This window comes from Streptomyces sp. CC53, from assembly GCF_001865245.1.
Classification (GTDB): domain Bacteria; phylum Actinomycetota; class Actinomycetes; order Streptomycetales; family Streptomycetaceae; genus Streptomyces.
On sequence record NZ_MKXB01000030.1, the window covers coordinates 2,379 to 23,525 of the forward strand.

18 protein-coding genes and 1 tRNA gene are annotated in these 21,147 nt (G+C 76.8%); 9 read left to right on the forward strand and 10 right to left on the reverse strand.

Annotated features, from left to right (window positions below):
* The first annotated feature begins 61 nt into the window (after positions 1 to 61).
* Positions 62 to 1,510 (forward strand): glycoside hydrolase family 1 protein, encoded by a 1,449-nt coding sequence (locus tag BJP40_RS02545; RefSeq protein WP_071278259.1) that lies wholly within the window; start codon positions 62 to 64, stop codon positions 1,508 to 1,510.
* A 61-nt stretch (positions 1,511 to 1,571) separates the two neighbouring features.
* On the opposite strand, the gene BJP40_RS02550 is transcribed toward BJP40_RS02545, so the two are convergent.
* The 5 genes from BJP40_RS02550 to BJP40_RS36175 all read right to left on the reverse strand — a co-directional run bounded on the left by BJP40_RS02550 (position 1,572) and on the right by BJP40_RS36175 (position 7,034).
* The gene (locus tag BJP40_RS02550) at positions 1,572 to 3,095 is read right to left on the reverse strand and encodes a cellulose binding domain-containing protein (RefSeq protein WP_071278260.1); all 1,524 of its coding nucleotides are present in this window, start codon (positions 3,093 to 3,095) and stop codon (positions 1,572 to 1,574) included.
* 129 nt (positions 3,096 to 3,224) lie between these two features.
* Positions 3,225 to 4,367, reverse strand: coding sequence for a hypothetical protein (locus tag BJP40_RS02555; protein WP_071278261.1), 1,143 nt, complete (start codon positions 4,365 to 4,367; stop codon positions 3,225 to 3,227).
* 155 nt (positions 4,368 to 4,522) lie between these two features.
* Entirely contained in the window at positions 4,523 to 5,917 is a 1,395-nt protein-coding gene (locus BJP40_RS02560; protein ID WP_071278262.1) for a HAMP domain-containing sensor histidine kinase, read from the reverse strand.
* A complete protein-coding gene (locus BJP40_RS02565; protein ID WP_079169200.1) occupies positions 5,914 to 6,621 on the reverse strand; it encodes a response regulator transcription factor in 708 nt (235 codons plus the stop codon). The genes BJP40_RS02560 and BJP40_RS02565 overlap by 4 nt, the downstream gene beginning before the upstream one ends.
* Positions 6,622 to 6,716: 95 nt before the next feature.
* Positions 6,717 to 7,034: a hypothetical protein gene (locus BJP40_RS36175; RefSeq protein WP_319020103.1), complete on the reverse strand. Its 318-nt coding sequence runs from the start codon at positions 7,032 to 7,034 to the stop codon at positions 6,717 to 6,719.
* 16 nt (positions 7,035 to 7,050) lie between these two features.
* Here BJP40_RS36175 and BJP40_RS36180 point away from each other — a divergent pair, with 16 nt between their 5' ends.
* Positions 7,051 to 7,257: a hypothetical protein gene (locus BJP40_RS36180; protein ID WP_319020102.1), complete on the forward strand. Its 207-nt coding sequence runs from the start codon at positions 7,051 to 7,053 to the stop codon at positions 7,255 to 7,257.
* A 3-nt stretch (positions 7,258 to 7,260) separates the two neighbouring features.
* Here BJP40_RS36180 and BJP40_RS02575 read toward each other — a convergent pair whose 3' ends face one another.
* Together BJP40_RS02575 and BJP40_RS02580 are read right to left on the reverse strand one after the other, a co-directional pair.
* On the reverse strand, positions 7,261 to 8,184 hold the full coding sequence (locus BJP40_RS02575) for a fused MFS/spermidine synthase (RefSeq protein ID WP_107416680.1): 924 nt from the start codon (positions 8,182 to 8,184) through the stop codon (positions 7,261 to 7,263).
* Positions 8,185 to 8,679: 495 nt separating this feature from the next.
* A complete protein-coding gene (locus BJP40_RS02580; RefSeq protein ID WP_071278265.1) occupies positions 8,680 to 9,099 on the reverse strand; it encodes a hypothetical protein in 420 nt (139 codons plus the stop codon).
* Between the two features lie 266 nt (positions 9,100 to 9,365).
* Here BJP40_RS02580 and BJP40_RS02585 point away from each other — a divergent pair, with 266 nt between their 5' ends.
* Positions 9,366 to 10,793: a transcriptional regulator gene (locus tag BJP40_RS02585; RefSeq protein ID WP_079170857.1), complete on the forward strand. Its 1,428-nt coding sequence runs from the start codon at positions 9,366 to 9,368 to the stop codon at positions 10,791 to 10,793.
* Between the two features lie 216 nt (positions 10,794 to 11,009).
* Here the strand turns inward: BJP40_RS02585 and BJP40_RS02590 are convergent, their stop codons facing one another.
* Positions 11,010 to 11,606: a histidine phosphatase family protein gene (locus tag BJP40_RS02590; protein ID WP_071271544.1), complete on the reverse strand. Its 597-nt coding sequence runs from the start codon at positions 11,604 to 11,606 to the stop codon at positions 11,010 to 11,012.
* A 184-nt stretch (positions 11,607 to 11,790) separates the two neighbouring features.
* On the opposite strand from BJP40_RS02590, the gene BJP40_RS02595 reads away from it, so the two are divergent.
* From BJP40_RS02595 to BJP40_RS02605, 3 genes are read left to right on the forward strand one after another with little or no spacing between them, the layout of a single operon-like run.
* Entirely contained in the window at positions 11,791 to 12,984 is a 1,194-nt protein-coding gene (locus BJP40_RS02595) for a hypothetical protein (RefSeq protein WP_071278266.1), read from the forward strand.
* Positions 12,975 to 14,582: a hypothetical protein gene (locus BJP40_RS02600; RefSeq protein WP_071278267.1), complete on the forward strand. Its 1,608-nt coding sequence runs from the start codon at positions 12,975 to 12,977 to the stop codon at positions 14,580 to 14,582. Before BJP40_RS02595 ends, BJP40_RS02600 begins: the two co-directional genes overlap by 10 nt.
* On the forward strand, positions 14,579 to 15,922 hold the full coding sequence (locus BJP40_RS02605) for an AAA domain-containing protein (RefSeq protein WP_071268794.1): 1,344 nt from the start codon (positions 14,579 to 14,581) through the stop codon (positions 15,920 to 15,922). The genes BJP40_RS02600 and BJP40_RS02605 overlap by 4 nt, the downstream gene beginning before the upstream one ends.
* A gap of 340 nt (positions 15,923 to 16,262) precedes the next feature.
* On the opposite strand, the gene BJP40_RS02610 is transcribed toward BJP40_RS02605, so the two are convergent.
* On the reverse strand, positions 16,263 to 17,708 hold the full coding sequence (locus BJP40_RS02610) for a hypothetical protein (protein WP_371258588.1): 1,446 nt from the start codon (positions 17,706 to 17,708) through the stop codon (positions 16,263 to 16,265).
* Between the two features lie 399 nt (positions 17,709 to 18,107).
* Here BJP40_RS02610 and BJP40_RS02615 point away from each other — a divergent pair, with 399 nt between their 5' ends.
* From BJP40_RS02615 to BJP40_RS02625, 3 genes are all read left to right on the forward strand, one after another.
* Positions 18,108 to 18,464, forward strand: a complete 357-nt coding sequence (locus tag BJP40_RS02615; protein ID WP_071268793.1) for a hypothetical protein — start codon at positions 18,108 to 18,110, stop codon at positions 18,462 to 18,464.
* Positions 18,465 to 18,613: 149 nt separating this feature from the next.
* Positions 18,614 to 19,285 carry a bifunctional DNA primase/polymerase gene (locus BJP40_RS02620; RefSeq protein ID WP_079170858.1) on the forward strand — a complete coding sequence of 224 codons (672 nt, stop codon included), beginning with the start codon at positions 18,614 to 18,616 and terminating at the stop codon, positions 19,283 to 19,285.
* A tRNA-Lys gene (locus BJP40_RS02625) sits at positions 19,276 to 19,349 on the forward strand. The genes BJP40_RS02620 and BJP40_RS02625 overlap by 10 nt, the downstream gene beginning before the upstream one ends.
* 76 nt (positions 19,350 to 19,425) lie before the next feature.
* Here BJP40_RS02625 and BJP40_RS02630 read toward each other — a convergent pair.
* The gene (locus BJP40_RS02630) at positions 19,426 to 20,670 is read right to left on the reverse strand and encodes a M6 family metalloprotease domain-containing protein (RefSeq protein WP_226962632.1); all 1,245 of its coding nucleotides are present in this window, start codon (positions 20,668 to 20,670) and stop codon (positions 19,426 to 19,428) included.
* Between the last annotated feature and the right edge of the window lie 477 nt (positions 20,671 to 21,147).

A 21,147-nucleotide genomic window follows, 5' to 3' on the forward strand; every position in this document is an offset into this window, starting at 1 on the left:
GCTGCGTCCGCCGTGTCCGCTGTCCGAGTAACCCCCACCTACCTCTGGGAGCGCTCCCCCTATGACTGCCTCCGACACCCGCCCACTCACCGCGGCCCGCCGGTTCCCCCCGGGGTTCCTGTGGGGCGCCGCCACCGCCGCGTACCAGATCGAGGGCGCCGCCCGGGAGGACGGCCGCACCCCGTCCATCTGGGACACCTTCAGCCACACGCCGGGGAAGGTCTTCGAGGGTCACACGGGCGATGTGGCCGTGGACCACTACCACCGGTTCCGTGAGGACGTCCGGCTCATGAAGGAACTGGGCCTGACCGCGTACCGCTTCTCCGTTTCGTGGCCGCGGGTGCAGCCCACCGGGCGCGGGCCGGCCGTGCAGAAGGGCCTGGACTTCTACCGGGCACTGGTCGACGAGCTGCTCGCCGCCGGGATCCGGCCGGCGGTCACCCTCTACCACTGGGACCTGCCGCAGGAGCTGGAGGACGCGGGCGGCTGGCCGCACCGGGCGACGGCCGAACGGTTCGCCGCGTACGCGGGGCTCGTCGGGGACGCGCTCGGCGACCGCGTCGACCGCTGGACCACGCTCAACGAGCCGTGGTGCAGCGCCTTCCTCGGCTACGGCTCCGGGGTGCACGCGCCGGGCCGCACCGACCCGGTGGCCGCGCTGCGCGCCGCCCACCACCTGAACCTGGGCCACGGCCTGGCCGTACAGGCCCTGCGGGCGGCGCTCCCGGCGCGCGCGGAGGTGGGGGTGTCGCTGAACCTGCACCAGGTCAGGCCGCTGACCGGGACGACGGAGGACCTGGACGCGGCCCGCCGCATCGACGCGGTCGGCAACCGCATCTGGCTCGGGCCCATGCTGGAGGGCGCCTACCCGGAGGACCTGGCCGCCGACACGGCCCGGCTCACGGACTGGTCGTTCGTCCGGCCGGCCGACGCGGCGACGGCGCAGCAGGCGCTGGACTTCCTGGGCGTCAACTACTACACGCCGACGCTGGTGTCGGCGGTCGCCCGGGTCGGCGTCGGCAGCGTCATGGCCGACGGCGGGCACGGCGGCGGGGGGCACTCGCCGTGGGCGGGTGCGGACGACGTGGTCTTCCACCAGCCGCCCGGCGAGCGGACCGCGATGGGCTGGTCCGTGGACGCTTCCGGGCTGTACGACCTGCTGATGCGGATGACCCGGGAGTACCCGGACCTGCCGCTGTACGTCACGGAGAACGGCGCGGCGTACGAGGACGCGGTGGGCCCGGACGGCTCGGTCGACGACCCGGAGCGCGTCGCCTACCTGCACCGCCACCTGGAGGCGGTGCACCGGGCCGTGGAGAGCGGCGCGGACGTGCGCGGCTACTTCCTGTGGTCGCTGCTGGACAACTTCGAATGGTCGTACGGCTACGCGAAGCGGTTCGGGGCGGTGCACGTGGACTACGCGACGCAGACCCGGACCCCGAAGGCCAGCGCGCACTGGTACGCGCGGCTCGCCCGCAGCGGTGTCCTCCCGGACCTGCCGGGGGCGTGAGGGGGCGCGCTCCGGCCGCGGTGGGGTGACGGCCGGAGCGCGCGGTGTGGGGGGTGGGGCGTCAGCGGGTCGCGGCGAACGCCTTCGTGAAGGCCAGCGGCTCCTGAAGGATGGAGCTGCACGTGGCGTCCGCGCGGTTCACGGCCCCGTCGGGGCACTGCTTGTCGCGGGTGGCGGACCACATCGACAGCCAGGCGATGCCCTTGGACCGGGCGAACGCGGCGAGCTGTGTCGCGTCGTCGACCCTGAAGACCTCCGTCGTGACGTCGTTGACGCCGATCATCGGGGTGACCGCGACGGTCTTCCAGGCGGCCGCGTCGGACAGCCCCAGCACGGCCTTGACCTGGGCCTGGGTCGCGGTCGCCGCCTGCACGGCGTAGGTGCCCATGTCGCCGCTGTAGGCGGGGCCGTAGTCCATCGCCATGATGTTGACGGCGCCGATCCGCACGCCGTTCTTCCTCGCGTCGGCGAGCAGGCCGACGCCGGGCTGGGTCAGCCCCTCGGGCATGACGGGCAGCGTGAACGACACGTCCAGGCCGGGGTGGTCCTTCTGGAGACGGGCGACGGCCTGGGCGCGGCGGGTGTTGGCGGCCGTGTCGGGCAGGGCGGCGCCCTCGACGTCGAAGTCGACCTTCGTCAGCCTGTACCGGTCGACGACCTCGCCGTAGGCGTCGGCCAGGGCGTCGGGGGTGGAGCAGGCGAGGGCCAGCTCGCGGCCGGCCGCGCCGCCGAACGACACCCGCACGTCCCCGCCCCGGGCCCGCAGGGCACCGATCTGCGCGGCCACCTTGTCGTCGGCGAGGGCGGTGACGCCGCCCCAGCGCGGTTCGCAGCCGTTCCCCGCGGTGACGAAGGCCAGGGTGAAGTCCCGGACGCCGGTCCTCGCCGCGGTGTCGAGCAGGTCGTACGCCGGGTGGAGGGAGGTGTCGACGTACGGCGCGAACCCGACGGCACCGGCCGGGGCGCCACCGGTCGGGGTGGGCGACGGGTCCGGGGCAGGGGTGGTGGGGGGCGCGGGGGTGGTGGGGGTGCCCGTCGGCGCCGTGGGCCGCGGGGACGCGGTCGTGGTGCTCGGGGCCGGGGTCGGCCGGTCGGTGGGGCGGCCGCTGGGCCGGGGTGTGGTGCCGGGGTCGGCGGAGCACTTCGCGCCGTCGATGAGGCAGCCCGCCGGGTCCCCGGCGCCGCCCTCGGCGGCGGCCGTGACGAAGCCGACGGTGACGGAGGCGCCGGGCGCCAGGTCCTTGTTCCAGCTCGCGGGCTTCACGGTGACGTGCCGCCCGTCCACGGTGTGCTCGCCGTTCCACAGGGACGTGATCCGGGTCCCGGCCGGGAGGTCGAACTCCAGGGTCCAGCCGGTGCGGGTCTCGCCGGTGGCGTTGGCGATGACGTACTGGCCGGTGTAGCCGCCGCTCCACGCGCTGGTCCGGGTGTACTGCGCGCTCACCGCCGCCGCCTGGGCGGTCCCGGTGAACGCGAACGCCGCCCCTCCGGCCACCGCGGCCGCCACCAGGGCGCCGACCGCCTTCGCCCTGCGGCTGCTCCCGCGTCGGTGGCCGCCGGTGACGGCGCCGCTGCGTATGCCCATGCGCTGTGCCTGCCTCATGTGTGGGGGTGGGGTGCGGCAGCACGCTAGCGGGCCCGAACCCGTCAAACAGGGAATGTCGGGCGGCAGTCGGGGATCTTAGGGCGCGCTTAAGGCGCCCATCGGACCCGGTTAACGGTCCTGCTTCGCGCGCGGCCGCGCCGCTCCCATCAGCAGCCACGGCCACCTGCCGGAGCGGTACACCGCCACCGCGCGGGCATGGTCGAAGGCGGCGGCGGGGTCGGGGTGGCAGGTCCACGGGTGGGCGCCCACCCACGGTTCCACCGCCCGGAACTGCTCCAGCGCCTCCCGGCCCCGCCCCGCGACGACGAGCGCCCCGGCGAGGATGTGCCGGACGTACGGCAGCCGCGGGTCGTCGGAGGGCGCGGCGGCCACGGCGTCGCGGACGGCGTCGAGATCTCCCGGCGTGTTCCTGCCGCCGAGCGGGGTGTACGCGGCGCGCGCCAAGGCCCGTTCGAACGCCGCCTGGAGGGGCAGCACGGACAGCAGGCTGCCCTCGGGCGCGGAGCGGGCGGCGCCGTCGGCGAAGCGCTGGGCCAGCGCGTGGGAGCCGCACCACTTGGCGCACCAGTACTGGAGGGCGTTGAGGTGCCCGAAGAAGTGGTGGGGGGCGCGGGCGGTCAGCTCGTCCCACAGCTGCCGGAAGTCGGCGTGCGGCAGGGCGAGTCCGCGGGCGGCGGAGACCAGGGTGACCCACGGGGACGGGTCGCGGGGCGCGAGCGCGGCGGCCTCGCGGGCGGCCTGCACGGCGGCGGTCAGCAGCTGCCGGAAGCGCTCCAGGTCGTCGGCGGAGGCGTCCCGGGCGTAGCTGCCCCCGCGCGCTGCCCACGCCTGCCGGAGCAGCGCCTCCGCGTGGACGGCTGCCGCGTCCGGGTCCTCGGGCCGCTCGGCCCGCCACTCCGCCAGCCAGCGCCCGTCCTGCGCGGCCGCGAGGGCTAGCGCGGCGAGCCGGTCCCAGCGCAGGTCCCAGTCCTCGCCCGCGTCCGCGAGCAGGGCCGCCGCGGGCCGCCGGTCGCCGCCCTGCGCGGCCTGGACGGCGAGGACCGCCTCGGGCTCCGGCGGCCCGCTCCGCGACGGGTCGAGCAGGTGGCGCGGGGCCAGGCCGTAGGCGGCGAGGTCGATGCCGTCCGTGCCCTTCCGCTTGGCGGCGGCCAGCCGGGCGGTGCTCCACAGGGACCAGAGGAGGACCGGGCCGCCCGCGGCGATGGCGATGCCCTGGGCGACGGGCGGCAGGGAGGTGAGGAGGTACGGCATGGTCGTGAGGCGCTTTCGGCTCGTGGCGCGGCAGCAGGGACGGGCGCGCCGCGCGCGGGGACCCCGTCATGGTCCCCCACCGCCCGCGACGGCTGCACGGCGGGCACGCCCCAGCACGCCGCGGGGAGCTGCGGCCGGGTGCGCGTCCCGGGCGCTCAGGCGGGGACGGCCCTGCGGCGGCGGCGCCGCACCCGGTGGGCGCGGCCGTCCGAGCCGCCGGTGCGGCGGCCGTCGAGGCCCAGCCAGACCCGCACCTCCGTGCCGCCCAGGACGGAGTGCCCGATGCGGACGTCACCGCCCGTGGCCTCGGCGACGCGCCGCACGATGTCCAGGCCGAGCCCCGTCGACCCGGCCCGTTCCCCGCTGTTGCCGCGGGCCAGGGCGGCCTCCGGGTCCTCGATGCCGGGCCCCGCGTCCGAGACGAGCACGATGACGGCGTCCTCCCCGTTGTGGACGTCGACGGAGAAGGCGGTGCCCTCCGGGGTGTGCCGGAAGACGTTGCCGAGCAGCGCGTCGAGGGCGGCGGCCAGGTCGGGGCGCGCCACGGGGATCCGCACCGGCCGGTCGGTGCCGGCGAGGCGCACCTTGCGGCCCTCGTCCTCCGCGAGCGCCGACCAGAACGCCATCCGGTCCCGTACGACCTCGGAGACGTCGCAGCCCGCTCCGGGCCCCGCCGCCTGCGTCTGCGGCTTGGCCTCCCTGGCCGTGCGGATGATGGTGTCCACCTCCCGCTCCAGCTGCTCCACGGCCGCGCGGGTCTGCTCGGCGGCCGGGCCGTCGCCGAGGGACGCGGTGTTGAGGCGCAGCACGGTGAGCGGGGTGCGCAGCCGGTGGGACAGGTCGGCGGCCAGTTCGCGTTCGTTGGCGAGGAGTTGCACGACCTGGTCGGCCATCGAGTTGAAGGCGACGGCGGCGGAACGGAGTTCGGCGGGGCCCTCCTCGCGGACGCGGGCGCCGAGCCTGCCGTCGCCGAGCTCGCGGGCGGCGCGGGCCAGGCGCTGGGCGGGCAGCACCATGCGCACGCCGAGCCGGTCGGCGACCGCGACGGAGCCGACGACCAGGGCGGCGCCCACCCCGGCGAGGGTCAGCCACGCTGTGGTGAGGCCGCGGGTCAGCTCCCCTTCGGGGACGTACACCTCGACGATGGCGATCTTCCCGGTGCTGAGGGCGGTCGGCTGGAGCAGCACGGAGCCGCCCTCGACCTCGGTGACGGAGGCGCGCGGGACCCGGCGCACGGTGTCCAGGTCGGCGTCGCCCGCGCGGCCCGTGCCGATCTCCAGGGGTGTGGCGGACGGCCGGTCGGGCGGCGCGGGGACGTGCACGGCCATCCGGCCGTCGGCGCCCGCCCGGGTGGAGGCGACGGCCCGTTCGAGGGCGCCCCGGTCGGTGGTGATGGACAGGGTGGGGCCGAGGGCGGCGGCCTGCCGTTCGGCGTCGCCGAAGGCGCGGTCGCGGGCCATCTCCTTGATGACCAGGCCGAGGGGCACGGCGAAGGCGAGGACGACCATGGTGGTGACGGCGAGCGCCACCTTGACGAGGGCCCATCTCACGGCAGGGCCTCCTGCGGCGGCTCCAGCTTCACGCCCACGCCGCGCAGGGTGTGCAGGTAGCGGGGGTTGGCCGCGGTCTCCCCCAGTTTGCGGCGCAGCCAGGACAGGTGGACGTCGATGGTCTGGTCGTCCCCGTACGACTGCTGCCACACCTCGGCGAGGAGTTCGCGGCGCGGCACGACGACGCCGGGCCGCCCGGCGAGGAACGCCAGCAGGTCGAACTCGCGGCGCGTCAGGTCGAGTCGGCGGCCGTCCAGTTCGGCCTGGCGGCGCAGCGGGTCGATGGCGAGCCCGCCGACGCGGAGGGTGGTGCTGTGCGGCAGCTCGCCCGCGCCCCCTGCGGCGCGGGCCCGGCGCAGCACGGCGGCGATCCGCGCGGACAGGTGCTCCACGGAGAACGGCTTGGTGAGGTAGTCGTCCGCGCCGTCGTTGAGGAGCCGTACGATCTCGGCCTCGTCGTCCCGGGCGGTGGCGATGATCACCGGTACGTCGGTGATGCCGCGCAGCATCTTCAGCGCCTCCGCCCCGTCGAGGTCGGGCAGACCGAGGTCCAGGATGACGACGTCGAAGCGGAGATGGGCGACCTCGCGCAGCGCCTCCAGGGCCGTTCCGACGCTCCGCACGGTGTGGGCGGCCTCGGTCAGGTGCCGGATGAGGGCGGAGCGCACGAACTGGTCGTCCTCGACCACGAGCACACTTGCCATGGGCGGCACCGTACGCCATGAGGCGGAATGAGCGGGACCGGTGTTGACGCCGTGGGCGGGTGGTGCACTATGGCCCGGATGCGAAGAGGACTGGTTCACGCCACGGCGTGGTCGCTCGCCACGGGCGCGGCGGTCACCCTCTCGTGGTGGGGCGTGCGCGCGGTGATGACCGGGACGGTGTACGACCGTCCGGCGGCGGTGCCGCTGGCGGCGGTCCCGGAGAGCCCGGCGCCGCAGGCGGCGTCGACGCACCGCCCGAAACCGGTCCCGTCCCCGTCCCCGTCCCGGTCCGCGCGGCCCCCGTCGTCCCCGGCCGCGCCGCCGCCCGCGGCGGAGCCGTCGGGCCGCGGCACGGGTTCCGCCCCGCCTGCCGCGCCGGCCGCCCCGTCGCCGTCGCCGTCCGTCCAGGGCACGGTGCGGAGTTACGCGGTGGCGGGCGGCTGGGTGGCGTTCTCCCTCGGCGACCGCTCGGCGGAGCTGGTGTCGGCCACCCCGGCGTCGGGCTGGCAGATGCAGGTGTGGAAACAGGACACGTGGATCCGGGTGACGTTCACCGGCGACGGGCGGGAGGTGTCGGTGTTCTGCGTCTGGCACGACACGGCGCCCCGGGTGGAGATCGACGAGCGCCCGGCGTGACGGCTACCGGAACAGTTCCGGCGGCGGCGCGGGAGAGGGCGCGGCGTTCGCGTCGGTGACGGGTGCGGCGCCGCCGGCGAAGTCGGCGAGGGCACGGCCGTGTTCGACGCGCCCCGGGTGCGGGTCGGTGGCGACGCGCCGCGTCAGGTCCGCGACGGGCAGCGGGGTGTCCGAGGCGACGAGGACGGCGTTGCCGAAGCGGCGGGCGCGCAGCACCACCGGGTCGGCGGCGAGGGCGAGGTCGGGGAACACCTCCGCCGCGGTGGCGATCTGCCCGCGCAGGTGCCCGAGCGGCGGGCCGTCGGCGAGGTTCGCGGCGTACGTGCCGCCGGCTTTCAGGACGCGCCGCACCTCGGTGAGGAACTCGGTGCTGGTGAGGTGGGCGGGGGTGCGGGCGCCGCTGAAGACGTCGGCGACGACGAGGTCGGCCCAGCCGTCGGGGAGCCGGGCGAGGCCGGCGCGGGCGTCGCCGCCCCGGACCCGTATGCGGGCGCCGGGATCGAGGGGCAGCACCCGCCGCACGAGCTGGACGAGCGGCGCGTCGATCTCGACGACCTGCTGGGTGGAGCGGGGGCGGGTGGCGGCGACGTACCGGGCGAGGGTGAGGGCGCCGCCGCCCAGGTGCACGGCGTGCAGGGGGCGCCCCGGCGGGGCGGCGAGGTCGATGACGTGCCCGAGGCGCCGCTGGTAGGCGAAGTCGAGGCGGGCCGGGTCGTCCAGGTCGACGTGTGACTGCGGGGCGCCGTCGACGAGGAGGGTCCAGGCCCGCGGCCGGTCCCGGTCGGGTACGAGCTCCGCGAGCCCGCCGTCCACCGTCTCGGCCACGGTCTCCCGCCCACGCCGCTGCTGCCTGCCCTTCGCCACGGACCCATTATCGGCGGCGGCCCCCGCGGGCGTCCGTCCGGGGCGGCGCGGGCCGTGCGGCATCCCCGCGCTGCGGGCGGCCCGGCGCCGGGCCGACGGCTCGCGACGGGCGTGCGGCGACCCGGCGGGGGCAGCGAGCGGGGCGGCGGCAGGCCGTCCCGGCGGGCAACGCCCACCGGCGGGAAGCAGCAGGCCAGCCGACGGGCCGCGCCCGCCAGGCAGGAAGTACGGGGCGGCAGGCCGAGGGGCGCCGGGCCGTGCGGGCCAGGCCGTCCCTCCGAGGAGGGGCCCCGGCCGGGGCCGGTCCGCAGGGGGCGCAGGACCCGCGGCGGCGGAGCGCGGTTGAGCGCGGCGCCGGCCCGCACCGTACTGCTGTGCATGACCGCACGGACCGGAGGGACCGGACGCGACCCGGGTCGCAGGGGCAGGGCGGCGCAGCACCCCGCACCGCGGCGCGGGGGGCGCCGAGGGACAGCGCCGGCGCCCGGGGCGCGGACGGGGCTCCGCGCCGGGCGGGGCGACCCGCCGCGAGTGGGCCGGGTCGCGCCCGGCGCGCGCTCAGTGGCAGTCGTCGGCGGCGCGGATGAGGCGGGCCGCCTCACCGAGGGCCTCGCGGAGGGTGGCGGGGTCCGTGAGCGGGTCGGCGTCGGCCGGGGGCAGCAGCCAGCCCGTGCCGGCGACCGGCGGCTCGGCCGTCAGGCGCAGGCCGTGCCCGGGGGTGCGGGTGCAGGCGCTGCCGGGCACGTCCCAGGCCGCCGCGGTGCCGGGCGGCACGAGGAAGCCCAGCGTGTCGCTCGCGTCGTCGTGGAGGACGGGGCCGACCGACGGGGCGCCGGTGCGGCGCAGGATGTCGACCGCCTCAAGTCCCTGGCGGGCCGGGACCGTCACCAGGTCGCACGGCTGGTGCCGGAGGGCGGTCGGCGAAGGGTGCTGCGGAGTACGGGCGTGCGCTGCGGCCTCCGTGCTGGCTTCCCACAAGGGATGTCCTCCTTGCTCCGGTCCCGGTGGACGGGTCGGAGGCACCGTCCGGCGGCTTCGGTCGCCGCGCTGCCTCCGTTCCACCGGGTTCAACGGCCGCCACCTGTCAACGGCTACGGCCGGACACCGCCGCAAAGGATGGCACTTCCTAGCAGATCGAGGGCGATACGCGCCTTTCGCCCAGAAAAGCACTGTATGGACGCCGTCCCGCGCCGGTACGTTCTTGCTCCGCCGGAGCATCGGCAGCACGCAGGGGAGGACCCGTCATGGCCTCGTCACGGGCAGTACCGAATCTCGCCTTCCGCCGGCTGCGCGGACACCGCTCCGCCGGGGAGTTCGCCGCCGCGGTCCGCCGGGCCGCCCGGGAGATCGGGGAGCAGGTCTCCTGCGACGCCCGCTACATCGGGCGCGTGGAGTCGGGTGAGATCCGTTGCCCCAACTACGCCTACGAACGGGTCTTCCTGCACATGTTCCCCGGCCGGTCGCTGACGGACCTGGGGTTCGTCGCACGGGAGACGGTGCGCGGCCGGGGCGCGCGCGCCGCCGCCCCCGCCCCGGCGCCCCCCGCACCCGCCCCGTCCCTGGACCACGAGGAGAGCGACGTGCGGCGTCGCGCATTCATGAGGGGCGGCACCGTCTCGGTGGCGGCCGCCACCTTCGGCAGCGGCGGCCTGGAGGCGCTGGCCGCCATTCCCGCGCCGCGGGCCGGCGGCCGCTTCGGCGAGACCGAGGTGAGCGCCGTCGAGAGCGCCGTCCGGCAGATCAGGCTGTTCGACGACCGGCACGGAGCCGACGCGCTGTACCGGACGGCGTCCGGCCCGCTGCGCTCGGCGTACGCGCTGCTCGACGCCGGGACGACGGCCCGCGGGTCGACCGCCGACCGGCTGCACGCGGGCGCCGGCGAGCTCGCCCTGTCCGTGGGCTGGCTGGCCCACGACTCGGGCCGCCTGGACGACGCGCGCTCGCACTACGCGGAGGCCCTGGCCACCGCGCGGGTCGCGGCCCACCCGGGCCTGGAGGCGCACGCGTTCTCGAACATGGCGTTCCTGGCCACGGACGCGGGCCGGCACCGGGAGGCCGTGCGGGCGGCGCAGGCCGGGCAGCAGGCCGTCCGCCACCTGCCGGGAGGCCGCCTGCCTGCGCTGCTCGCGCTGCGCGAGGCGAACGGCTGGGCGGGCCTGCGGGACAGGGCCGCGTGCGAGCGGGCCCTCGGCAGGGCGCACGCGCTGTTCGGCCGGGGACCGTCGGACGCCGACCCGGAGTGGATGTCGTTCTTCGGCGAGCCGGAACTGGAGTTCCTGGAGGCCCAGTGCTGGTCCCTGCTGGGCGACGGCCGCCGCGCGGTGCGGCACGCCCGGCACGCGGCGGCGCTCGGAGGCCCCGAGTTCGCCAGGAACCGGGCCCTGTACCGGGCCCGGCTGGCGGCCGGCCTGGCCCGCGACGGCTCGCCGGAGGAGGCCGCGGAGGCGGGCGGCCGGGTCCTGGACGCCCTGGGCGAGGTGCAGTCGACACGGATCCGGGCGATGCTCGCCGAGACGGCGCGGGCGCTGGAGCCGTGGCGCACCGCGCCCCAGGTGGCGGCGTTCCTCGCCCGGCGCACCGGCGCGGGAGGTGCCGGCGCGGCGCGCCGCACCCGTCTGCCGGGGGCAGGACCGTCCGGCTCCCCGCGGCCCCCGGGGCCCGCGCGCGCGTAGGGGAGGCGGTCCGGCGGCGGCCGAGGTGCCCGTCGGGCCCGGGGCCTGGGCGTGCAGGGCCTCCGACCAGCCGCGGCGAGGCTCCCGGGCTCTCGCGCACGGAGCCGTGGCGGTCCGGCGGAGTGGGGCGCCCCGGCACCGGGGCCTGCGCGCGCGGAGGCGCGGCGGGCCGCACGTGGGCGTCCGGGAAAGAAGCGGAGCGGCGGCGGCCGCGCGTTACGCCTCCAGGTGCCCCGTGTCGTTCCAGCGCTCGATCGCGGGGGCGCCGTACGCCCAGCCGAGCCGCGACAGGCTCGTCGGGGCGAGGTTGATGCGTGCGGCGAAGGAGACGTCCTCGCCCAGCCAGCGCGCGGCGATGGAGCGCAGGATGTGTCCGTGCGCGAAGACCAGCACGTCCCGGTCGGCCGAGCGGGCCCACGCCACGACCTCGTCCGCGCGGGCGGCCACCTCCGCCAGGGTCTCGCCCTCCGGGACGCCGTCGCGCCAGATGAGCCAGCCGGGGCGGGCGGCCTGGATCTCGGCGGGCGTCATGCCCTCGTAGGCGCCGTAGTCGAACTCCATGAGCGCGTCCCAGGTCTCCGCGCGGTCCCCGAAACCGGCCAGCTCACAGGTCTCCCGCGCGCGGGACAGGGGGCTGGTGCGGATCTCGTACCCGGCGAGGCCCGCCCAGGGGCCGCGGTGCAGCCGCCCGCCCAGCAGCTCCGCGCCGCGCCTGCCCTCGTCGAGCAGGGGGATGTCGGTCCTGCCGGTGTGCCTGCCGAGCAGCGACCACTCGGTCTGGCCGTGCCGGGCGAGCAGGATGCGCGGTGCCATGGGTGGTTCTCCTGGGTGTTCGCGGGCTTGTCGGGGAGCCCGCGGAAGGTGTGCACACGACGGCGGGTGCAGCGGCGTACCCGTCCATCATCGCGTACGGGTGTCCGCGCGGAGCGGCGGCCGGGACCCGGGGCCGTCCGGTGGACCGTCCCCGTCTGTCAGTGGCGGATGGGAGACTTCCGCGGTGAGCGATTCCCTGGGCAGCGGGCCGCGTCCGGCTCCGCACACTCCGCAGACGTCCCTCCGGCTGCGCCTGGCCGAGCTGCGCGGTCCCGCCGCCGCGCCGCATCCGATGGACGCCCGGGCGCTGGCCGCGCTGGCGGCGAACCCGGGCTGCCGCCGCCGCGCGCTGCTGGACGGGGCCGGGGTGGACAAGCTCGCGCTGGCGTCCGCGCTGGGCGCGCAGCCCGGTTTCGGGCAGTCGCAGTTCGCGTTCATGCGGGGGAACGCCTTCGAGGCCAGGGTGAAGGCGGGCGGCGGCGCCGAGCTGCTGCGGCTGCTGGGCGCGGACGCGGCCGGGGAGGTGCGGACGCCGGACCTGGCGGCCGCCGGGCCCGAGGGCCGCACGGCCCGCACGGCGCTGGCACTGCGGGAGGCGACGGCGGCCGGGGGGTGGACCGTGCTGGACCATCCGCTGCTGGCGCTGGAGGTGGCGGGCTCCCCGGTGTACCTGGAGCCGGACGTGGTGGTGGTGCGGCCGGACGGGCGGTGGACGGTCGTGGAGATCAAGTCGTTCCCGATGATCGACGGGGCGGCCGACGCGGCGAAGGTGGGTGCGGCGGCCCGGCAGGCGGCGGTGTACGTGCTGGCGCTGGAACGGGTGGCGGCGGTGACGCCCGGCGCGCAGGTCGCGGCGTCGGTGCTGCTGGTCTGCCCGAAGGACTTCTCCAACCAGCCGGCCGGCTCCGCCGTGGACGTGCGCAAGCAGCTCGCGGTGACCCGGCGGCAGCTGGCGCGGCTGACCCGGCTCGACGACATCGCGGCGGCCCTGCCCGAGGGACTCACCTTCGACGTGTCGGCGTGCTCCGCGGAGGAGCTGGCGGCGGCCGTGGACGCGGTGCCGCACGCGTACGCGCCGGAGTGCCTGTCCTCCTGCGAGCTGGCGTTCCACTGCCGGGAGCGGTCCCGCGGCGCGGGTGCCGTGGAGGTGCTGGGCCGCTCGGTGCGGGGCGAGCTCGGGGGGTTGACGACGGTCGGCGCGGTCCTGGCGGCGGCCCGCGGCGAGGCGGGCGAGGCCGACGACCCGGCGGTGGCGGCGCTGCGCCGGGCGGCGGCGCTGCGGGCGGAGGCGCTGGAGGCCGCGGCCCCGGGGGCGGGGGGCGCGGCGGGGTGCCGGGGGGACCGCCCGGTGCGGGAGGAGGCCGGGGCATGTCGTTGATCTCCACGCTGGCGCGGCTGGAGGCCGTGGAGGCGGGGCGGGCGCGCCCGCTGGCGACGGTGCGGCACCGGCACGTGTCGGACCGGCCGCTGGTGCTGGTGCCGCTGACGACGGCGGGCGAGGCGGGCGCGCCGCTCGGGGCCCTGGTCGGCTCGGACCCGGCGGCGCCCCGGCTGCTCGTCGTGCCGCAGCCCCGCGACCGCGACCTGCGGTTCGCGTTCCTCGCGGACCTGGCGGAGGAGGTCCTGCCGCACCTCGACGCGTACGCGGACGTGGTGGAGCAGGCGGAGCGGTCCGAGACCGATCCGGAGACCGGCAAGAAGGTGAAGGTGGCGGTCGACCTGTGCGCGGACGCGCCGCAGATCGTCGTGCCGAACCGGGCGGGCGTGGAGTACGTACGGCTCCTGGGGCGGTCGACGCGGTTCCGGCGGACCGCCGAGCAGGACCCCGAGACCCCGTTTCCCGCGCCGGCGCGCGTGCCGCTGCTGGGGCGGTGGCTGACGCACTACGGCGAGCGGGCGCGGGTGCCCGGCTCGTCGCTGCTGGTGGCGGCGACGGAGCTGCTGAACCGGCACTGGGCGACGGGCCAGTCGTCGCTGGAGGACCAGCACCTGGGGGCGCTGCTGGCGTGGATCGACCCTCCCGAGGGGGAGCAGGGTGCGGCCGCCGCGCTGCGGGCGGAGCTGGGGCGGGACCGGGACGGGCAGCTGCTGTGCCCGCCGGCGGGCCCGGCGACGGACCCTGCGTTCGACAACCGGCTGCTGGCGCCCGCGATCGAGCGGTACGACCGGGCGCGGCAGGCGCTCGCGACCGCCGAGGACGGCGAGGCGGCCGACGAGCGGCTGGGCGCGCTGCACCGGGCGGAGAGCGAGGTCCGGCGCCTGCTGCTGACTCAGCTGCGGCCCACGTGGGACGCGGTGTGGCGGGCCCTGGGACTGCTGCGGGATCTGCCGGCGGGGCCGCGGGTGGCGGACCGCTGGACGCGGGACCGCTGGTCGTTCACGGGGCACCGGGACCGGGTGCGGGCGGGCGAGCCGCCGCAGCCGCGCCGGGACGACGCGGTGACGGCCGCGCAGAAGCTCGCCGCGCGGGAGGCGGCGCAGACGCAGCTGGACGCGCAGGAAGCGCTGGACGATCCGCTGGTGATGGCGGGGCGGCGGCTCGCCGGGGAGGCGTTCCTCGGGGAGGTCGTGGACGTGGAGATGGCGTGGACGGAGTCGAAGCGCCCGTCGCCCCGCCCGCTGCTGACGGTGCGCACGGACGACGCACCGCACCTGGGGCCGGGGGTGAAGGCGTACCGGTCGCTGGACGGCCGCCCGCAGAGCGCGGAGTTCGTCCGGTTCGAGGAGGCCGGGGAGCGGGGGGCCGGGCCCGGGGTGGTGCTGCGGGTCCTGGACCGGATGGGCAGGTCGCGGGAGCCGGCGGAGGGCTCGGTGCCGCAGAAGGGGGACCGGATCGTGTGGACGCTGTTCGAGCACGACCAGCGGGTGGGGCCGAAGCTGCCGGACCCGGAGGAGACGCCGTGGACGCACGGGGGGCCGCCGCGCGCGGATCTGGCGGAGGCACCCGACCCGGTGACCGGGGAGGACTTCCTGTGACGGTGGCGGACGTCTTCGACCCGGCGGCGGAGGCCGCCCGCGCGACCGCGCGGATCCTGCACGACACGCTGCACGGGGCGGACCGCGGGGTGGTGGTGGATTCCCCGCCGGGCGCGGGCAAGTCGACGCTGGTGGTGACGGCGGCGCGGGAACTCGCGGCGGCGGGGCGGCCCCTGATGGTCGTGGCGCAGACGAACGCGCAGGTCGACGACTTGGTGCTGCGGCTCGCGGAGAAGGAACCCGGGCTGGAGCTGGGGCGGTTGCACTCCAGCGACAGCGACCCGTACGACCGGGCGCTGGACGCCCTGGACACCGTGCGGAAGTCGGCGAAGGCCGCGGACCTGGCGGGGCTGCCCGTGGTGCTGTCGACGGCGGCGAAGTGGGCGCACGTGAAGGGCGTCGAGCCGTGGCGCCACGCGATCGTCGACGAGGCGTACCAGATGCGTTCGGACGCGCTGCTCGCCGTGGCGGGCCTGTTCGAGCGGGCGCTGTTCGTCGGGGACCCCGGGCAGCTGGACCCGTTCTCCGTCGTCACGGCCGACCAGTGGGCGGGGCTGTCGTACGACCCGTCGGCGAGCGCGGTGTCGACGCTGCTGGCGCACAACCCGGAGCTGCCGCAGCACCGCCTGCCGGTGTCGTGGCGGCTGCCCGCGTCGGCGGCGCCGCTGGTGTCCGACGCGTTCTACCCGTACACGCGGTTCCGTGCGGGCACCGGCCCGGAGGACCGCCGGCTGACGTTCGGGGCGCGGGGCGACGGCTCGCCGGCGGACCGGGTGCTGGACGAGGCGGCGGAGTCGGGGTGGGGGCTGCTGGAGCTGCCCGCGCGCCACACGCCCCGTACGGACCCGGAAGCGGTGCGGGCGTGTGCGCTGGTGGTGCGCCGCCTCCTGGACCGGGGTGCGGCCGCGGTCAGTGAGCGGGCGGACGGGCCGGTGCCGCTCACCCCGGACCGGGTGGCCGTCGGCACGGCCCACCGGGACCAGGCGGCGGCGGTGCGCGCGGCGCTGCACGACCTGGGGGTGCCGCCGGGTGTCACGGTGGACACGGCGAACCGGCTGCAGGGGCGTGAGTACGACCTGACGGTGGTCCTGCACCCGCTGTCCGGCCGCCCCGACGCGACGGCGTTCCACCTGGAGACGGGCCGCCTGTGCGTGCTGGCCTCGCGCCACCGGCACGCCTGCGTGGTGGTGTGCCGTGCGGGCGTGGCGGAGCTGCTGGACGAGCACCCCTCGACGGAACCGGTGCAGCTCGGGGTGACGGTGAAGTTCCCGGACGGCTGGGAGGCGATGATGTCCACGTGGGACCACTGGTCGGAGCACCGCGTCAGCTGGCGCCCCTGACCCGCCGTCCGTCCCGCCCGGCAGGGGTGCCCGCCCGGGCCCGGGATGCCCGGCACGGCCGTACGGGCCGCCAGCCCGCCGCCCGGGAGGGACGGCGGGCGCACGCGGCCGGCAGGACGGCCCGCGGGGAGGCGCCCGCCGTCCGCCGCGGCCGGTTCACGCCGTCCCGGGCGGGCGTGCGGAGGGACGCGGAGAGGTGGGTGCGTACGGGGCGGCCGTGTCCGCTGCCGCGCGGCACCATCCGGCGCCCGCGGCGATGCGCCGCCGACGGCCGCCGGGAGGGGTCGGCGTCGTGGGCGGTGGGTCCGCGGGAGCCGGGCGAGGGGGCCTGGGCCCGCCGTCACCGCGGGGCGGGGAGGCGCTCGTACACCGTGACCCGGCGGCCCCGCACCTGGTGGTCCGCCACCGCGGTGAAGTGTTCCTCCAGCACGGCCGCCTTCGCCTTGTCACGGGCGCCGGCCACCGGTCTCGCCACCTGCTGCGCGTCCGTGACGAGCAGGATGCGCCGCTGGGCCAGCATCGCGGCCCGTATCCGGTCGGGCCCGGCCTCCTCGCCCTTGAGCGTGGCGGACTCCTCGGGGCTCCGCGCGAGCGCGACGTCCCGCAGGCCGGCCACGGCGTCGGGGGAGACCAGTCCGGTGTCCCGCCGCGCCGCCGGTATGTAGAGCACCGCGTCGCCGGGCTGCTTCACCCGCCGCACCTGCGCGGCCACGGCGAGGACGTCGTCGACCCGGCTGGCCGGGGACCGCTTGGCCAGGGACTGCGGCAGCAGGGCCAGCACCGCCGCCGCGACGAGGACGGGCACCAGCCACGGCGCCGCTCCGGGGAACCGCGGCGCGGCCGCGCGGACGAGCGCGCCGAGGGCCGCGCCGATCAGCAGCGCCAGCCCCAGCAGGCTGAAGAGGACGTACCGGTCCACGAACAGCGGCCGGACCAGGGACAGGCCGGTCAGGCCGAGGTGCGGCACCGCCAGCAGCGGCAGGCCGACGGACGCCGCCGACAGCCGCCCGGGGCGCGGGCGGTCGGCGAGGGCCCCGACCGCGCCGATCGCCAGCAGGACGGCGGGGCCGATCATCATGTGCCACGTCAGCGGCGGTATCCAGGACACCTGGCCGGACTGGCTGCGGCTGGCGAGGACCAGCGGCAGGACCGTGGCTGCGGCGGCCGCCGAGGCCGCGGCCCAGCACGCCCACAGCCGTCGCTGCGGGCGCACCCACAGCAGGGTCGCCAGATGCGCCGGCAGCATCAGCAGCGAGAGCCAGTTGAGCAGGCCGCACACGGCGACCGCGGCGCCGTAGGCAGCCCAGCGTGCCGGTCCCGCGCGTCCCTGGAGCGCGCCCACGAGCAGCAGCGTCGCGATCCCGGCCCCGGCCGCGACCAGGGCGTAGGGACGTCCTTCCTGGAGGTGGAACTGGACGGCGGGCAGCAGTCCGAGCACCAGTCCTCCGCCGAGGCCCGCCCAGGCGCCGGCCAGCCGGTGTCCGAGGGCGGCCACACAGCCGGCCGCGGCGGCCACGGCGAGCACCGAGGGCAGCCGCAGAGTGGTGGTGGAGGCGCCGAAGCACCCGAAGAGGCCGTGCATGAGCAGGTAGTAGAGCCCGTGCACCACGTCGACGTGTTCCAGCATGCGCAGGATGTCGGCGGTGGACCGCCGGGCGACCTGCCAGGTCGCGGCCTCGTCGCGCCAGACGCTGTCCTGCCGGGACAGTCCCCACAGCCCGAGGGCGACCGTCCACAGCACCGGTACCGACCACAGCGGGGTCCGGCGGCGCACGGTGGAGCACACCCGGTTGAGGCGTCCCGCCGCGGCGGCCCGCCCGTCCTGTGACGGCCTGTAGAGCACGGCACTCCCCCCTGCGGGCCCCCGCCCGAAAAGCACATGATCATCCCTGAGGTCCACGGCAGGCTAATCGAACAAGGGGAACACCTGACCGGAAGGGGTCGTTCGCGACGTGCCGCCGACCCGGGAACGGCCGGCCCGCCGGTCGCCCCCGGAGCGCGCGGGGCAGCGCCGGAGGGCGTGAGGGCAGCCGGCCGGGACGGGACCGACGCGCCGGGCTCCTGACAGCGGGCCCGCGCGGCCGCCACGGGGCGGCCGGACGCGGTCTTGCGGGAGGCGGGACAATGGTCGGTGGCCGCGGGGAACGAGAACGGCGGCCCGGGCATCGGATGTGGGGAGTCGTCAATGGCGGAAACCGAGCGGAGCGAGCAGCAGCGGCGGCTGAGGCCGGGCCCTCTGCTCTTCGAACCTGCGGCGGCCGCCTCCGACCCGGAGCACTTCTTCGACCTGGAGTCGATCGAGGACCCCCGCGAGCTCCTCTCCCGCTCGACCGAGCTCGCGCTCGCCTTCCGGGCGGCCGCGGACCGGGCCGTGGAGTACCAGGCGATCGCGGCGGCGCAGCTCGCCGACCCGCGCCGCTTCGACCGGCTCACCACCGCCGACATCGCGGCGCGGGCGGAGTGGACCGAGGACTACGCGCAGCGGATGGTCGACTTCGGACGCGACCTGATCAAGGGCGGCGGTCGGACCCCGGACGAGTGAAACCGGTGTCCGTGCCGTTGACCGGACAGGGGGCCGCACCCCGCAGGCGACATATGCCGGGGGCGAACGATAGCGGCTTGCTCCCCGTCCTGTCTTCGATTCCGGGAACTCAGCGGGTTCGACCCGTCACAGCCGGTAGACCTGGACGCATGAGCACCTGGCTGCGCCCCGCGACCCCGCTGTCCCCCGTCCACGGCGACGACGCCCGCGCCGCCCGCCGCGCCGCCCCCGTCCGGCGGCCGGTGGGCGGGAGCGGTCCGCAGCACGCCACGCAGGTCACCGCGGAGGGCGTGGACTGGCTCGTGTCGGCCTCGGCGTACCCGGACTCCACGCTGGCGCTGTGGGAGGCGCGCCCGGCCGCGCCCGCCGTGCTGCCCTGCGGCCGCGCCTTCGACGTCGTGAACGTCCCGGCGTTCTTCGGGCGGCGCCTGCTGGACCGGCTCTGGGACGAGGGGCCGGGCTCCGGGCCGGTCGCCGCGCACCGCGGCCGGGTCCTGCTGCTCGCCGCCCCCGGCACCGCCCGCCGGCTGCCGTCCCTGCTGGACTGGGAGGAGTGGGGCGGCGCGGTCCCGCCTCTGCTGTGCCACGGCGCGGGCGACGCCGTGACGGTCCCGCCCCTGGTCCCCGGTGCCGGCAGCGGGGACGGACCCCGCTGGCTCGTCGCTCCGGACACCCGCTCCCCCTGGCTGCCCGGCCCCGAGGTGTTGCTCTGGGCCTGCGTCCGCGTGGCACGCGCCACACCCGGCCGGGACGTGCGGGTATCGATTTCGCCGGACCGGGATCCGGGTGCTAATGTCTACGACGTCAGCAGGCGCCGCTAGCTCAGTTGGTTAGAGCAGCTGACTCTTAATCAGCGGGTCCGGGGTTCGAGTCCCTGGCGGCGCACAGACGGAAGAAGCCCCTCGCGGAAGCGGGGGGCTTCTTCGTGCTCCGGAAGGTGCCCCGAAGGGCCTTCGGCGGCCTACGGAGTGATCTTCACCGTCCACGTGCCCGTCGCCGTCCGGCCCACGACCTCGACCCGGGTCGTCCCGCCGGGCACCGTGAACGCCTCCCCCACCCCCAGGGGCGCGTCGGCCAGCGGCGGGTACACCGAGCGGTCCCTGCAGGCGTCCGTGAGGGGGTGCGCGTCGATCACCTCCACCGGGCCGGCGCCGGACGCCGCCTCACCCCGCACCCGGTAGACGAGCACGCCCTCCGTGCAGGCCCCGCGGTCGTTGCCGACCGCGCCGCGCGCTTCGACGGCCAGGGCGCTGTGCTGCCCGGTCCGCACCACCGCCAGCCGTGTGCCGGGCGTCGTCCCGCGGGCGGGCCGCGCCGCGAGCGGCTCCAGGGAGAACACCTCGGGGCCGCGCACGCAGCGGACCTGCCGCTCCCCCAGCCAGCCCAGCTTCCACTTGTGCCAGCCGAGGAACTCGGGGGCCAGCGCGAACTGGCTGCCCATGACGTCCCAGTCGCCGACGTACGTGTCCCAGTCGCCCTTCCCGTCCACCGGGCGGTGGTACAGGTCCGGCAGGTCGAAGACGTGGCCGGTCTCGTGCGCGAGGACGTTGCGGTCCGGCGGGTTCCCCTCGAACAGGGTCACCACCCGGCGGATGGCCGCGCCGTCGGCCCGCAGCGGGGTCCGCAGGTTCACGACCTTCGTCGCGTCGGAGTCCACGCCCGGGGCGTCCGGGTCCGCGACGAGGTAGACGATGTCGTAGCGGGAGAAGTCCACCACCGGGTCCGCCACCGCCAGCGCGTCCCGCAGGTAGGCGGCGCGCCGGTCCGGCGCCCAGTCGCGCTGTATGGCGTACGCGGTCGACGCCCGGGGCATGCGCAGCCAGCCCTTGCGGGGGTGGGCCCGGAGCGTGAACCGACCGTACGAGGACTGCTCGAAGAAGCGGCTGGTGTCCGGGAAGTACGAGGCCGCGATCTCACCCGTGCCGGTCAGCGGCCGGGAGTCCGGGAAGGACAGGAAGATCATCACCGCGTCGAGGCGCCGCTCGGGCTTCGGGTAGGCGGTGTTCCAGGTGTCGAGGCCCAGGGAGGGGTGCGCCGCGGTGCGCGGCAGGGCGCAGGAGCCCGGCGCGGAGGCGGCCGCCGACGGCCCCGCCACCAGGCCGGTCGCGGCGATGGCGGCGAGGCAGAACAGGCCCGCCGCCGCGGCGCGCAGACTCGGGCGGTGCACTCCCTCGGGTGGTTGCGGGGGCGGCTGCTGACCCTGCACGTCGACCTCCGTACGAGAAACGTGATGTCTCACCACCCTGTGAGGATTTGCCGCTGTACGTCCTGTTCCGCTGCACCAGCCGGGTGATCGGCGACACACCCGGGCACGTGCGGCCAGTTCACCGACAGTCACAACCGATCAGAGGAGGATCGGCCCCCGCCACACCCGCGCAGAAACGATCGTCCGGGGGCAGGGGGTCGGGGACCCGTTGTCCACAGGCCGCCAAGGTCACTGGAACGGCCCCACGGGAGCCCTCTATGATCGGCACACTTTCCCAGCCTGACCTGGCCCGACCACATTCGTACGTCACAACTGCCCTGCGGGAGCGAGCGGTGAACGGAACTCCAGAAGGACCGGGACACACGGCAGTCGCACAGCTCGGTACCGCCCGACTGTTCCGGCTGTCCATCACTCAACGTGACAGCGCCAGGTCGGCGCACCCGGCCGGCAGACCCGCGGGCCGCCCGGGGGCCGTCG